At 42.1% G+C, this 14,374-nt stretch carries 17 protein-coding genes; 8 read left to right on the plus strand and 9 right to left on the minus strand.

All coding sequences use genetic code 11. From position 1 onward, the window contains the following. Positions 1-190: 190 nt before the first annotated feature. The 3 genes from ACNURT_RS23065 to ACNURT_RS23075 are packed head-to-tail and all read left to right on the plus strand — an operon-like array spanning position 191 to position 2,027. Positions 191-664, plus strand: coding sequence for a ribonuclease H-like YkuK family protein (locus tag ACNURT_RS23065; RefSeq protein WP_090473820.1), 474 nt, complete (start codon positions 191-193; stop codon positions 662-664). A gap of 59 nt (positions 665-723) precedes the next feature. Next, on the plus strand, positions 724-1,560 hold the full coding sequence (locus tag ACNURT_RS23070; protein ID WP_419699663.1) for a sulfurtransferase: 837 nt from the start codon (positions 724-726) through the stop codon (positions 1,558-1,560). After that, entirely contained in the window at positions 1,557-2,027 is a 471-nt protein-coding gene (locus ACNURT_RS23075; protein ID WP_419699664.1) for an SRPBCC family protein, read from the plus strand. Before ACNURT_RS23070 ends, ACNURT_RS23075 begins: the two co-directional genes overlap by 4 nt. Before the next feature lie 348 nt (positions 2,028-2,375). Here the strand turns inward: ACNURT_RS23075 and ACNURT_RS23080 are convergent, their stop codons facing one another. The 6 genes from ACNURT_RS23080 to ACNURT_RS23105 all read right to left on the minus strand — a co-directional run bounded on the left by ACNURT_RS23080 (position 2,376) and on the right by ACNURT_RS23105 (position 9,301). Beyond that, entirely contained in the window at positions 2,376-3,683 is a 1,308-nt protein-coding gene (locus ACNURT_RS23080) for an acetylxylan esterase (protein ID WP_419699665.1), read from the minus strand. Positions 3,684-3,713: 30 nt separating this feature from the next. Beyond that, a complete protein-coding gene (locus ACNURT_RS23085) occupies positions 3,714-4,565 on the minus strand; it encodes a hypothetical protein (protein WP_419699666.1) in 852 nt (283 codons plus the stop codon). Between the two features lie 181 nt (positions 4,566-4,746). Further along, a complete protein-coding gene (locus tag ACNURT_RS23090) occupies positions 4,747-6,093 on the minus strand; it encodes an acetylxylan esterase (RefSeq protein WP_419699667.1) in 1,347 nt (448 codons plus the stop codon). A gap of 5 nt (positions 6,094-6,098) precedes the next feature. Continuing rightward, positions 6,099-6,929 carry a hypothetical protein gene (locus ACNURT_RS23095; RefSeq protein WP_419699668.1) on the minus strand — a complete coding sequence of 277 codons (831 nt, stop codon included), beginning with the start codon at positions 6,927-6,929 and terminating at the stop codon, positions 6,099-6,101. A 19-nt stretch (positions 6,930-6,948) separates the two neighbouring features. Then, positions 6,949-8,172 carry an acyltransferase family protein gene (locus ACNURT_RS23100; protein WP_419699669.1) on the minus strand — a complete coding sequence of 408 codons (1,224 nt, stop codon included), beginning with the start codon at positions 8,170-8,172 and terminating at the stop codon, positions 6,949-6,951. 178 nt (positions 8,173-8,350) lie between these two features. Next, the gene (locus ACNURT_RS23105) at positions 8,351-9,301 is read right to left on the minus strand and encodes a TIGR01212 family radical SAM protein (protein WP_419699670.1); all 951 of its coding nucleotides are present in this window, start codon (positions 9,299-9,301) and stop codon (positions 8,351-8,353) included. A 179-nt stretch (positions 9,302-9,480) separates the two neighbouring features. On the opposite strand from ACNURT_RS23105, the gene ACNURT_RS23110 reads away from it, so the two are divergent. The 3 genes from ACNURT_RS23110 to ACNURT_RS23120 all read left to right on the plus strand — a co-directional run bounded on the left by ACNURT_RS23110 (position 9,481) and on the right by ACNURT_RS23120 (position 11,865). After that, positions 9,481-9,882, plus strand: coding sequence for a DoxX family protein (locus tag ACNURT_RS23110; protein ID WP_419699671.1), 402 nt, complete (start codon positions 9,481-9,483; stop codon positions 9,880-9,882). A gap of 423 nt (positions 9,883-10,305) precedes the next feature. After that, positions 10,306-10,581: an ArsR/SmtB family transcription factor gene (locus ACNURT_RS23115; RefSeq protein WP_419699672.1), complete on the plus strand. Its 276-nt coding sequence runs from the start codon at positions 10,306-10,308 to the stop codon at positions 10,579-10,581. Positions 10,582-10,656: 75 nt separating this feature from the next. Next, a complete protein-coding gene (locus tag ACNURT_RS23120; protein WP_419699673.1) occupies positions 10,657-11,865 on the plus strand; it encodes an MFS transporter in 1,209 nt (402 codons plus the stop codon). A 63-nt stretch (positions 11,866-11,928) separates the two neighbouring features. Here the strand turns inward: ACNURT_RS23120 and ACNURT_RS23125 are convergent, their stop codons facing one another. The 3 genes from ACNURT_RS23125 to ACNURT_RS23135 form a co-directional block, all read right to left on the minus strand. Further along, on the minus strand, positions 11,929-12,507 hold the full coding sequence (locus tag ACNURT_RS23125; RefSeq protein WP_419699674.1) for a YdeI/OmpD-associated family protein: 579 nt from the start codon (positions 12,505-12,507) through the stop codon (positions 11,929-11,931). 6 nt (positions 12,508-12,513) lie between these two features. Further along, the gene (locus ACNURT_RS23130) at positions 12,514-12,948 is read right to left on the minus strand and encodes a VOC family protein (RefSeq protein ID WP_419699675.1); all 435 of its coding nucleotides are present in this window, start codon (positions 12,946-12,948) and stop codon (positions 12,514-12,516) included. 134 nt (positions 12,949-13,082) lie between these two features. Next, entirely contained in the window at positions 13,083-13,283 is a 201-nt protein-coding gene (locus ACNURT_RS23135; RefSeq protein WP_419699676.1) for a hypothetical protein, read from the minus strand. A gap of 135 nt (positions 13,284-13,418) precedes the next feature. Between ACNURT_RS23135 and ACNURT_RS23140 the strand changes: the two genes are divergently transcribed. Both ACNURT_RS23140 and ACNURT_RS23145 read left to right on the plus strand, forming a co-directional pair. Beyond that, positions 13,419-13,718 carry a hypothetical protein gene (locus ACNURT_RS23140; RefSeq protein ID WP_419699677.1) on the plus strand — a complete coding sequence of 100 codons (300 nt, stop codon included), beginning with the start codon at positions 13,419-13,421 and terminating at the stop codon, positions 13,716-13,718. Between the two features lie 45 nt (positions 13,719-13,763). Further along, positions 13,764-14,240: a hypothetical protein gene (locus tag ACNURT_RS23145; RefSeq protein WP_419699678.1), complete on the plus strand. Its 477-nt coding sequence runs from the start codon at positions 13,764-13,766 to the stop codon at positions 14,238-14,240. Positions 14,241-14,374: the final 134 nt, after the last annotated feature.

A 14,374-nucleotide genomic window follows, 5' to 3' on the forward strand; every position in this document is an offset into this window, starting at 1 on the left:
ATTGTCTTCGTGGTAATCCCTTAATCCGCGTAATCGTGTTAAGACAATCTTCTTAAAATTTCCAACGTGTTAATAATCAGTTAAATGTTAACAAATAAATGACGTGGTGTTTACGTTAATATGAAACCTTATCGCTTATTTTTATAGACCCATAAAAAAGGTCGGCAAAAATTTACCTAATACAAATTTTATGACCTGGAGAAAATTCAGCGGCGAGGTTATCCAATCGTCCATTTTAGAAGAGGTTGAAAGAGCGATTGAAAGGGAGGCTGCCCTCGGCAATAAACTCAAAGTATGTATCGGCACCGACTCACAGGTGAAAGGGGCTGTAACCGATTTTGCAACCGTTATTGTTTTTTTACGAGAGCAACGTGGCGGTTTTATGTTCATTCATCAGGAACGTACCTCGCAAAAAATGAGCATCAAGGAAAGGATGCTGAGCGAAGTACAAAAGTCTATCGACATTGCTTACAAGCTTTGCGATCTGCTTGACTTGTATGATGTTGATCTGGAGGTACATGCCGATATCAACACCAACCCGATGTTTAAATCGAACCAGGCCCTGCATGAGGCTATGGGTTATATTTTAAGCATGGGCTTTGTGTTTAAGGCCAAACCCGAAGCTTTTGCCAGCTCGTACTGCGCCAATAAAATAGTGCAGTAAAAAGCGCAAAAGTAAAGCGGCATATTTATATTTGATTTTTATACAAATCGAACACACCTATGTCGCCACTAATAGAAATCAACGATCCGGCTTTGTCTGGCTCGAATACCATTCTTATCGACGCCCGTGCCGGGCAGGATGCACATCAACGCTACCTTGCCGGCCATCTGAAAAACGCGGCTTTTGTTGACCTTGATAAAGATCTTGCTGCTAAAGTTACCGATGCATCCCAGGGCGGAAGGCATCCGCTACCTGATATTCATGATTTTGCAGCTTTGCTTGGTAAACTGGGGATAACTCCACAAAGCCATGTGGTAGTTTATGACGACAAGGGCGGAGCTTTTGGCGGGGCCCGTTTCTGGTGGATGCTTAATGCTGCTGGTCATACCCATGTACAAGTACTGAACGGCGGCCTGAACGCCGCGATTAAAGCCGGCATTGAATTAAGCACCGAAGAATATACACCAACACCAGTATCCCCCTACCCTGTAAGCGATGGGTTTAAAGGTACGGTTGACATTGAAGAAACCGGGAGCGCCGCACAAGATGAAAGTCGTATTGTAATAGATGTTCGCGAAACGCCGCGTTACCTGGGCCAAACCGAACCGATAGACCTGATAGCCGGGCACATCCCAGGTGCGCTTAATCTGCCTTACATCTATAACCTGGATGCCGATGGCAAATATCTTCCGGCAGAAACCCTGCGACAGCTTTATAATGATGCTATTGAAAAGGTAGACCACAGCCAGGTGATCGTTCATTGCGGATCGGGTGTTACGGCATGTCATACCCTGTTGGGCATGGCTTACGCTGAAATCATCGGACCAAAATTGTACGTAGGCTCCTGGAGCGAATGGTCGCGCAGGGACTTACCTATTGGCACCACTCACCGATGAAATCATACATATTAAAAACAGAACAGGCTATACCCATTAGTTTGGATGCTGCCTGGGATTTTTTCTCGTCGCCATTAAACCTGGCCAGGATCACGCCTCCTGATATGGGCTTTGTGGTAACATCCGATTATGCCGCCGATACCAAAATATATCCGGGCATGATCATTACGTATAAAATAGCGCCGCTGCTGGGTATCAGCATGAATTGGATGACAGAAATAACCCATGTAGCCGACAAACAATATTTCACTGACGAACAACGCTTTGGCCCTTATGCCCTATGGCACCACCAGCATCATTTTAAAGAGATCGATGGTGGTGTATTGATGAATGATATTTTACATTATGCGATCCCTTACGGTATTTTAGGCAGGCTGAGCAATACTCTTTTCGTAGCCAATAAAGTAAAGGAGATCTTCGCTTTTAGAGAAAAGGCTATTGAAGAGATATTTGGGGTGATGTCTTAATTATTGAATTAGTGATTTATTGAATTAGTGAGTTCCTCGCTCCCGCGAGATTTTGTCCCCTTCGGGTCTCTCGCAGAGGACCCGGAGGTTTGGACATGTCTTAGTATACAAAGTTTTAGAATAATCCTGTCATATGTTTACAGGCTTGTAAGCAGCCTTAGTGTCCCTTTCAGGAAACCCCGAGGGAGCGGAAGGGCTATTAGAATCAAGGGCAAAAATCAAGAGAACAACAAACCCGTCATTGCGAGGTACGAAGCAATCTCTACATAGGCAGGTTAATTCGAAGGTCTCTGTATAGCATAGAGATTGCTTCGTACCTCGCAATGACGCGTGGAAAAGGTATGTCCTTTAGAATAATCCAAAAACATCCCGCATCTTATGCCCATCCTCATCCAAGAATGACTTAGGAACCTCGTGCCCCAAATCTTTATATATGCGGATGGTGGCGTATTTAGACGGGATGTTATTATAAAAAACAAATGAGTTTGCCGGTGGTGCCAGATGGTCAAGCAAACCTACACCCACCATTATAGACGATTTAATAGTTGGGGCAAAGTTCTTGATATCATAATAATCCAGGTTATCCATCACCTTGTTATAGCTTAGAGCCGGCCTGTTGGCAACATATTCTTTAATATCGTTAATGGGCCATTCCACCACGCCTGCCAGATTGCGGATGTCACCCAAAATAGGATTCTGGGCCGATACCAATTTGATACGATTATCTAAACCAGCCAGCGCTACAGCCAAAAAGCCCCCCATACTGCCACCCGATATTTCGATACGGGTAGAGTCCAAATCTGGTCGCGAACAGATAAAATCAATGGTACGTATACAATCCATAATGGCGCCACGCAGCACATATTTATTCTTATCTTCGATATTGAGGGTAATGTAATCAGGGCGTTTAGGGTGTATCACATCACGACTGTTGCCTTGCCCGCGCACATTAATGGTAATAATGGCCAGGTCCTCATCCTCACCCAGCATGGGCTTCAGATCAACCTGGTAGCCGGGCAAACCTACAAACACCGGAAATTTGCGATTTTTGCTACTGCCCTTAGGTATGGTGAGCCACCCCCGCACAGTAATATCATCCAATGATTTCATCTCGAAAAGGAAAACCCGACGGTTATCTTTTTCCAGTTCAGGTTTCTCGGTTACTTTATAGTTGGGTTTAACAGCTGCCAGCTGCGACTTTGCCGTTTGCCAAAAACTATCAAAATCAGCGGGGCGAGGATGACTTGATCTGATCTCTTTTGGGCGTATACCAAAAACACGTTTGGTGGTATCGTCATAATCAGATACGTTGATCATGAAATTGATCTTATAAAAACCCGGTTTCATGGCCGGTATGGTAAAGTTATAAGTGTTGCTGCTGTTTTTGGAGATCTTAACGCCGATAGAATCTTTTACTAAGAGCTTGCCCGCCGGTGTCGTGACCACATAGGCCACACGACCTGTCTGATCGGTATGATAAGTGTTCTTTACCTCGAAAGTATAACTGGCGTTTGAATTAAAGATACCATCATCGCTATGTGCTATCAGGGTGGTTACCACCTCTTCATCGGCTTTTGATACAGGCTTGCCGTTGCCCGTAATTGCGATACAGACACTAACAAGCAGGATAAATGTATATTTAATTTTTTTTACCATTTTATCTATTTAGGACTTAAGACTTGATAGCTACTTAGTATCAATATGATAATTTAACGATGCGGAAACGCTGCTGCCAACGCTGGTATTTCTGCCGCTTACAAAAGTTCCGCCGCTTACAAACAAGGCTACTTTTTTACTGAATGAATGCCCATAACTTACCGATACCTGATTAAAGGCAAAGTTTTTATTGGTAACTGGATTGGGCGAAAACGCCTTGTTATTACTGCTTGCATAAAACCCACCAAAACTTACCGATATCTGCTCCCTGAATTTTTTATCGAGTGTTAAGCCATAAGTAGCATTATATCTATCCTGAAAAACCGACTCGTAACCAAAGTATTCGCGCACACCGTTCTCCAGTATAAAATAGCTGTTTTTGCCAAACAGGTGTCCGCTGCCCGCAAACGCCAGTCTTAATTCACCGCCTTTTTGGTTATAACCCAGGTTAAGATTGGTATACATAGGTATAATAGCCGTAGCCTGCAGACTGAAATAGTATTTGTAGTTGATATTAGCCAGGTAATACCGTATGCCTAACTCAGCATCGCCAAAGCCGTAATTTTTATAAGTGGCAGTGTTATCCTTAAAGGTATTAGCAGCATAAGGGATTAAAGCCGATAAGGTAAAACGCCTGCTAAGGCCATACTCGGCGTATAATGATGTGCTTAACGACGAGAATTTGCCATTATCTGCAAAAGAACCTTTATTTCTATGCGCGTCCCACTGTTTATCAGCAAAAAAGTAACTGACCGATGGAGATAAAGTAAGCCGTCCCGGCCTAACCGGGAAACCGCCGCCCGCATAGCTTTTATATTGCACTATGATAAGCAGCACAACGGCCATTGGTAAACATTTATAAAAAGTATTTTTAAAGATCATATTTACAAGGTATTGATTACTCTTTGCGGGCATGAAGCAACTCCCACCACATATTAGTCACATCATTTCCATTTCCAGGAGATTGCCTCGTTCCGCAAATACCGTTTCGCTATTTTTTATTGCTTAAAATAACTCCCACAAATCCTCACACAGCATACGGTAGTCTAATACCGTGCCGTAATCAGGGTATGCGGAATTTTTCACGAACCCAAAGGTTTTGGAACATGAAATAGTTAAAATCTACCTCATGTGTGGAATTTGGTACACACACAAATTCCTTATTGGTACTGCCCAGATGGTTAAACAAAGCCATACTGCAACGCGGCGGACAAAACTGATCCAGCAGACCGATGCCCATTAATACCGGGCATTTTACCATAGGAGCAAAATTCTGCGGATCATAATAATCAAACGTGGTATAAAACTGCTCCCAGCTAAATTCGGGATGCCGATTTTTATATTGCCTGAACATTTTAAACGGGACCACCTGCTCTTTATATGATGCTGATATACTGTAATTATCGCGGATATCTGCATATAATGGTACCTGCATGGTGAGTACTTTAACCCTTTTATCGAGGCCGGCGGTAACCACAGCCAGTGCGCCGCCCTGGCTGCCACCTTCTATAAATATTTTGGAGGTATCAATACCTAAATTGGCGTGCGAGCACAAAAAGTCGAGCCCGCGCAGGCAATCCATATAAACGCCCCGGTATATGTATTTATCTTTATCCTGTATGTTGGTTGTACTGTAATTATCGGTATTGATGTGTACTACGTCCTTACTGTTACCATTACCACGAACGTTGATATCAAACGCTATATAGTCGTCGTTATCCATATTTGGTTTAAGCTCAACCACATAACCTGGCACGCGGTAATGCACCGGAAATTTACTGCCATCGGTAGGGATCACCAGCCAACCACGGATCAGCAGGTTTTCGTATGATTTCATTTCCACCGAATAAACCTTTTTGTATTTGGTTGAAAGATCGGGCCGAAATATCACTTTATACTGCGGCGCTACCTTTGACAATTGCCGGCGGGTTTCCTGCCAGAACTGATCAAAGTCATCAGGCTTATGTAGCTCGGAGGTAATAGCCTCAGGGTTTACCCCAAAAACCTTACGTACGGTATCATCATACGCTGATAAGTTAAACATGAAATTGATGTGGTAAAAACCTGGCCCTTTCGGTGCTACTTTTACACTCAGGCTTTTAGACCTTCCTGCTCCAACAGAAAAATCGGCGGTGTTCTCCAAGATCCTTTTACCATCATCAGAAGTAACGATGTAGGAGAATTTACCTTCCTGTTTTTCATTGTATGTGTTTTTTATACTTAGCTTATAGCTGATCTCCTCACCCGATTTAAACAAACCGTTTTTGTTAGCCGGCTTAGCATCCAGTATTACATCGCCTTCATTGCTCTTTTGTTGTAGGCACAAGGCATTGGCTTTAGCTACCGGGACGATCGCGGTCAGCAGCATAAACAAGGTCGCCTTTAAATATGTATTGATGTTACGCATCATTAATGTTATATTTTTATAATCGCTAAAACCGAACCACCATAGCCTACACCTGTATTTTTACCAAAAGGTGTATAATAACCACCTATAAACGTCGAGAACCTTCGGCTAAACTGATGCCCATAGTTTAATGATGGTTTAAAAAACGCGTAGTCACGGGCATTGTTAATATTGGGATTAAAAGCCTTGTTAGAGCTGAATGACCGGAAAAACAACAGTTCCAAACTCAATTGATCACGATGGCTAATGGGATAACCAACCGTTCCACTTAAGCTCAGTTGATCCGGTCCTTGTACATCAAAATATCTCCGATAAGCCAGTTCGGTATTGAAATAACCCTTGCTGGCAATAGATTTGGGCAGATTGCCGCAATACATCAGCTTTAACTCCGCACCATAATTACCCAGGCCCAATTCCACGTTACGATTATAGAGCGGGGCTATGCCTGAAACTTGCACCGATAGATAACGTACATAATTAAAATTAACCAGGTTATAACTCAGCCCCATGTACAGATCACCCAAACCCTGATTGGTTACTTTATCACCATTGGCAAATTTGTTTTGCGTATACACATAGGGCACGCTGGCAATAATATCCAACCGGCGCGAAATGCCATAGCCTACATAAAGGTTGGCTGAGTAAGAAGTGAACCCTGCTCCCGGGTCGCCTTTAACACGGTGCCCATTACGGTCAAACCTATCAGTTTGATGATACAGAAACATCGAAGGGATCACAATATCGCGGTATTTACCTATGGGCCAGCTGGCAAATGATCTATAGGGGTTTGCTCCTATAAAAACCAGCATACATAAGCAGGATAGTATCAGTTTTTTCATCTTTGGTTCAGGTAGTTATTTAAACGATGGATTTGGTATGACTTGGTTTATACTTGACCAAAAAATTCGACCGGCGGATGTAGTGGTTTAATGGCTCCTCTATCAGTTTAAACAAGGTTACAGATAGTATATTTAATAAGATAAAAGCATACAACAGGTTCAAACTGTCATATTGAAAAGGCGAATGCCAGGTTACTCCCCACTTGTCATACAGCTCAAAAACCTGGTCGTTTAACTGGTCAAACCAGGTATGCATCAGGTTATATATCCAGCCCAGGTGTATCAGGTAAAATATATACGAGCTTTTACCCAGCAGCTCAATAAAGGGTAATGCCAGGAATTTTTTGAACAGCGTTGTCTCGGTCAATATGCCATAGAAGAACAAAGCAACCGCTATGCATAAAAAGTAATTATTGACGATAATGCCAATTGGGCTTTCAACACCCGCAGCCCAGCCTTTGAGGATAGGTTGCAGCGCCATTACAAATACGCAAACAAATATGAGCAGGAAACCAGTATAGGTATAGTTTACTTTATTGGTACGGGTAAAGCCTTTTTTCAAAACATAGCGGGCCAGTTTTATTCCTACAAAAAATTCAAAGCAACGTCCCAGGAAAGTGAACAGCATAACAAAGGTAAAGTTGCCGAAGAAGCCATGCCAGTTGATATGACTGGATATAAAGTATAATAAAATACCAGTTAAGGTAAGCACAACCGGCTGTATATAAAATTGACCAAAACGCTTGGCGATCAAAAATATAACCGGAGCCGAAAAGTAAAAACATTCCTCCACCGTTAACGACCAGCCCTGGGCTATACCCGTATCCCAAAACTGATAGAAGAACCCACGGATAAAAGTGACGTTCATGAGCATGAGGGCAATAGGATGCTCATATCCTTTGGTAATGGTTTCGTCCTTAGTTATAAAGTAGTAAACAAAGGCCGCCACGGTAAGTAAAAAATACATGGGATAAATACGGGCCACCCGATTTTTGAGGTATTGCATAAACCAGGGTTTACTTAAACCATCAAAGTTTTGGTAATATCTGAATGTGATCAGAAAGCCTGAAAGCACAAAGAAAATGCTTACACCAATGTGGAACTCACCCAGAAAGCGTTGCACAATGTGAGGAAAACTTTCATCAAAAACATAGGCAAAATGCGATATAAAAACCAGGTAAGCGGCCATTGCACGTACACCGGTTAAAGCAGGAATGTAGTTGGATTGCGCTCGTTGTGACAAATCAGGTATAAATTTAACTAATAAACCATTATTTTATAACTAAAGGTTTACAAATCTGATACCAATTGTCTGAATCAGAATTTACAGGATTAAAGAATTTATAGAATTTTACAACTCACAGTTATCTTAAAATTCTAACTTATTAATTCCAGAATTCTTTCATTCGAAAAATTCCGGTTCAGACAGCCGAACCCTGCACTACGCCACGGCTCAGGATTCTTTGGTCAATATAGTATTGGATCTCTGATTTTTTGAGGCCCCAATTGGGTGCTATCAGCAGTTCGCGGTCGCTCAGGCCAAAAAGGCGTTGTATCACAATATCAGGACGTATACGGGGAAGTAACTCGCACAGGAAATCGGCGTATTCATCAATGCTGAAAACTTTGAATGGTTCGCGTTTATATTTTACGCCCATTACCGAACCCTCCACAATGTGCAGGTGATGGAATTTTACGAATTTAATCTGCGGAAAACGATTAATCTCGTCGGCATATTTCAGCATCATATCATGCGTTTCCCAGGGGAAACCGAATATGGTGTGTACACAAATATCCAGCTTGCTGTTCTCCACCAGTTTCAGAGCTTTTACCAGTTCCTCGTGGCTACAACCACGATTGATCTGCGACAGCGTATCATTATAGATGGATTCCATACCCATTTCCAGATCCACATCAAAACGGTCGGTGTAACTCTCCAATAGAGCTACTTTTTCCATGTCGATACAGTCCGGACGGGTTCCCACACTCAGACCTACAATATCTTCGGTACCATAGCTCAAGGCCTCGTCATACATCATTTTTAAATAATGCGCCGGGGCGTAAGTATTGGTATTGGGTTGAAAGTAAATAATGAATTTATCCGCCCTATTACCTTTACGGGCACGCTCCATACCTTCTATCACCTGCTGGCGCACGGTAGGCGCGTTGCGGCTTACAGATGGAGTAAAGGAATCAACATTGCAATAGGTACATCCGCCATAGCCTTTGGAACCATCACGGTTAGGGCAGGTAAAACCACCATCGACAATTACCTTGAACACCCGCTGCCCTTTATATTTATCGCGCAACCACGGACCATAATTATTATAGCCCTTTTCCCATACTCCTGTTGTTGACTCTGTTACCTGCATTTGCCGCAAAGATACGTAATTGGATTGATGTGCAAATATACCTGCATTATCCCAAACCTTTACAGAATCCCTTACTGCAAAACTTGAACCATTTGTCGTAATTCCCCCCTGTAATTGTCATTTATGCGCATCACATGCGGTTTAAATCCAACCTACCTTTACTAAAAAAACAATAACTCATGGAAACTACACAATCACAACCTGCAACTACAAACAGTAAAGCATCATTTATTACGGGTACAGTTATCAGTGTACTTTGTATATTATTTCTGCTATTTGACGCGATAGGCAAAATAATACTCCAAAAAAACGTCATTAGCGCCTCCGCCAAATTAGGCTGGGTCGAAACTACCTTACAGGGGATGGGAATTACTTTATTGATCTCCACCATACTGTACATCATTCCAAAGACCAAAATATTAGGAGCAATTCTGCTTACCGCTTATCTTGGTGGAGCTACCGCCACCATGGTACGCGTTGGGCAACCATTTTACTTCTCAGTAGTATTTGGCATACTGGTTTGGCTGGGTGCTTACCTCACCAATAGTAAACTACGCAACCTGCTGCCGCTGGTTAAATAAGCGGATAATTAATTTTACTTACACATTACCCGGAGATCTGGATGCAGGCTACATCAGATCTCCGGGTTTCTATTTTAGTACTTCTCGCTGCCGCGGGCTTCCAGTTGAACTAAAGCTGAAAGCTTAACCATACCACCCACGAGATACGCTGCGCTAATCTCGCGGGAGAGAGTGAGCAGTTCGGGCCATTTGCCTGCAAAAGTGAGTTTATACAGTTTAAGTTTTTTATGGTTAACATTGATTTAAATAATTTAAAATCAAATAATTACGCGACAACCACCATCATTATATGTAAACCATCATTAGCTTGGCATTAATTAAATGACATAATTAATACATAGAAACATTTCTATATATTAATATTACGCATACCTTTGTACCCAACAAAGATCATAAGTTAACGAATATGATCGACCGAAAATAATGGACAATAAAAAAATAGAGAAAATATCCAGGGCGCTGAGTGATGCCAACCGGATATCTATTTTACAACAATTTAAAAAGAAGAAGGACTGCCTGTATTGCGCCGAGGTAAATGATCTGTTGGATCTGACCCAACCTTCTGTATCTCATCATCTGAAACAATTGGTTGATGCTGAATTATTGTTGCCCCAAAAAGAAGGCCGCAACTTGAAATACGTATTGAATCAACAGGTTCTCGACGAATATATAGCATGCCTGAGCGAATTGAAAGATTAGCCCCTCTTCCCAAAAAGAAGAGGTTTATTTTGACCCTACATATCGAAACATTTGAATATTTAAATACTAAAATCTATGAAAAAATCTATCTATATCATGGCCCTGGGAGCATTCGGCATCATTACCACCGAATTTGGGGTTATCGGCATACTGCCTATGCTGGTGAAAGAGTTTCATATCTCCATTGATACGGCAGGTTGGTTGTTAAGCGCTTTTGCCTTAACTGTTGCCCTGGCCGGACCGTTCACCAATATGCTTACCGCTAACATGAACCGCAAAACCATCATGTGCCTGGTGCTGGGGATCTTTGTGATATCCAACCTGCTTTCGGCAATAGCGCCGAATTTTACGGTGCTGATGATTGCCCGTATTTTACCGGCCTTTTTGCACCCGGTGTTCTGGGCGGTATCTATGACGGCCGCTTCCAAACAAGCCGGACCAAAAGACGCGCCAAAAGCCATTGCTATAATCATGGCCGGGCTCAGCGTAGCTACCGTATTGGGCGTGCCATTAACTACCTATGTAGCTGATCTGTTTAGCTGGCGGGCGTCATTCGTTTTGTCGGCGTTAATTAACTTGCTGGCCTTTGGTGCGCTGGCTTTATTTGTACCGTCTATGCCGGTTAACGAAGCTGATGCAAGTCCCAAAAGTCAGGTACAGTTACTGGGCCGACTACATATATGGGTAAAACTATTAACCGCCACCGTTATATTGGCCGGTATGTTTGCCACCTATGGTTATCTTGCCGAATACCTCAACAAGGTTTCGCACATGAATGGTGTGCAAATCAGCGTAATGCTACTGGTATTTGGTGGTACAGGCATCATTGGTAACTGGCTTACCGGTATCGCCCTCAGTAAAAATATAATGGTTACCAGTCGCTTATTTTTATTGGCGCTGGTGGTAATGCATGCACTGGCTTACCAGTTTGGCGGATTGTTTATCCCCATGGTGATCATTTTATCGGTATGGGGTTTGGTACATACCGGCGGCTTTTTGGTGGCCAACTTGTTGGTTATCGATGGCATACACGGTACCGCGCTTGATTTTATCAACAGCCTGCTGCCATCCTTTTTTAATGCGGGCATAACGGTTGGCACCTTATTGGGAGGCTTTGTTATCGCCCATTATGGCATCCATCAGGTAATCTGGATGACGATACCACTGTTATTGCTTTCTTTTGGTCTGAGCTTTATTAAAGAAAACGCGAAACACAAAGTAATTGAAAAAGCAACAGAAGAAATTCCCGAGCCACAGCCTGTTGAATCTCCTGTTTTCGAATAAAATATTAAATATGAAAGATAAAAAGGGTCACACACGTATAGTTTGTGACCCTTTTTATTTTGATCAGCTTAACTGTTTTGGCTTTTGGTTTTGAGCTGCAGATTCCACAATTTGATCAAGTCTTAATTTTCTTGTTTCCGGCCGTTTTGCCAATACCAGCCATTGCAGTATCCGCTTTTTATCGGAGCGGCTCAATCCTAAAAAGTAAACTTTAGCAACTGGTTTCTTATTGAATTCCTTTTCCAGATCGGGCGGAATGATTAACTCTTCTACTTCATCCAAAATTGACCAATAGCCATTGTTTTTAGCAGCTTCAATGCTCTCAAAGCCGGGTTTGGCCATCAATCCTTCGTTAATAAACCTTTCCGCTTTCTCTTTATTGATCTTGCTCCATACGCTTTTAGGTTTTCGCTTGGTGAACGACTGCATATAGCTTTCCTCATCAAATGATCGGGCCAGGCTATCAATCCAGCCATAGCAAAGCGCTTCCTCAACCGCCTCGTCATGATTAACACCTCTCCCGCCAGCATTCTTTTTTGAGCATATAACCCATATAGTTTCGCCGCTATCATGATTTTCATGCAGCCAATCCCGCCATTGCTGCCGGCTTTCGGGCGAAATTGTGCTTAATTCCTTTGCCATTTGGGGTTATGCTTTGTTAATAGCACCCAGAATCTCCAGGTAATGCGGATTATACATAATGCCCAACACATTGCCAAACGGATCAATAACCGAGGCGGTAACAAAACCGGCTTCCCCGCGCTTAGTGATCGGTTCGTACTCTTTGGCACCCATAATTATCAGCTTTTTAAATACTGCCTCAATATCATCGACATGCCAAAACGCGATAGCTCCGCCCGGGCCAACAGTGGCTGCTTTGGGTGCATATTTACGGTCAATAAAACCCAGTTCATGTTCATAATCGCCGATGCGGAACTCGATGTATGCCGGGTTACCCGTAGGTGGAAAAGCGAAATAAGCATCGATACCCAGGAGCTCGGCATACCATTTTTTCGCCGCAGTCAGGTCGTCGGCAAAAAAGCAGGTGGTAGCAAGCCCCCTTAATGTTTGTGTTGCAGTCATTTAGTATGTTTTAAGGTTAATAATAATCAAAGCTAAAAAAGCAAATGACAACGCTATGGCAAGAGCCGGGTTTATTTCCTTTTGCCGGTAAAAAGTTGTTTTATGCATATTATCTGGCAACCAATCTTTGGTATTTATGCAGCCTCATTCATTTTATATACAGATGAGCTCTCCTCGCCATTATCGCTAATACAAAATTCTACATAACCCCCGAGTGGCTGGGGCGCGAAGTAAGCGTCGATGCCCAGCAGCTCCGCATAACATTTCGACGCTGCCATATCATCTGCTAAAAAGCAGGTGGTGGCGAGTGTTGTTAATGTATGTTTTGCAGCCATTTTGTTGGTTATTGATTTATTAATAACCAAAGTTAAAACCAGCTACTGACAGCCCTATGTCAGCAGGGTTTTACTTTATTTTATGTACCATAAACTTTATATTAGATTGCCAATCAATAAGCTTAAAAGACAAAGATGTTAGACTTTTATTTAATAGATGATCATCAGGCAAAGCCTAACCACCCTGAACAAAAAGAACTTAAGTTTATTGGCAAACTGGACGACCAAACATTTAACAGATTAAAAGACAAAAAAATCATTGCTGATCGTTTTGATTATTACTCAGATTTTAGATGGGACGCTGCGCTAATCAACCAAATGCATGAGAATATCAGTCAAAAACAATTACAAACCGACACTGATGTAAAACAGCTACTCTCATTACTTGGTATCGCCAGAGAAAATCAAAGTGGATTAATTGCTTATGGGGATTAAACGTCGGTTATCAGTAAGCGGAATAATATAAACACTAGCAGGGCAATGGACAAACAAACATTTATAGAACATTTTAAACTTTTACTAACGCATCTAAAGGATTGGACCTCGCAGAATTGCTTCAATGAGCTATCTGATAATTATGCTTTTATTTTAGATTCAAATGAATGGGATATTATAACTAACGCCGAAAATGAACATGTAAAAGGTTGGAGTGAACTCCAAAACAAACAACTTTCATTTGAACAGATTATAGATCTATTTTACCAGGACGGTAAAACGCCCAAATGGGTAGACTGCAACGTTTATTATTCAACACCCGACATTACGGTTGTTGATCTGTTTTTTAGTGATGAATTTAAAGACGAAAGCGAAATTTATTACATGGAGCGCGGAACCGGGCCGTTTAAAGCTGTTGTAGCTATCCCTCCGGACCATCTGAAAGTTATGAAAGGCGATAAATTTGATGTTAATTGGAAAAAACACCTTGATGACAGTAAAGGGAATCATAAACAAAACTAACTCTTAGCTATTTCAAAAAGCCATTCTCATCCAGCCAGTTCCGGCATCAGTCCTCAAATCTCACCCTTGGTAGTCTTTATTTTATTATGCATGCATAGCATTCACTCCGAAACAATTACTAAATTTGTGTTGAC

The sequence above is a fragment of the Mucilaginibacter sp. NFX135 genome (genome assembly GCF_048565145.1).
In the GTDB taxonomy this organism is placed as follows: Bacteria; Bacteroidota; Bacteroidia; order Sphingobacteriales; family Sphingobacteriaceae; genus Mucilaginibacter.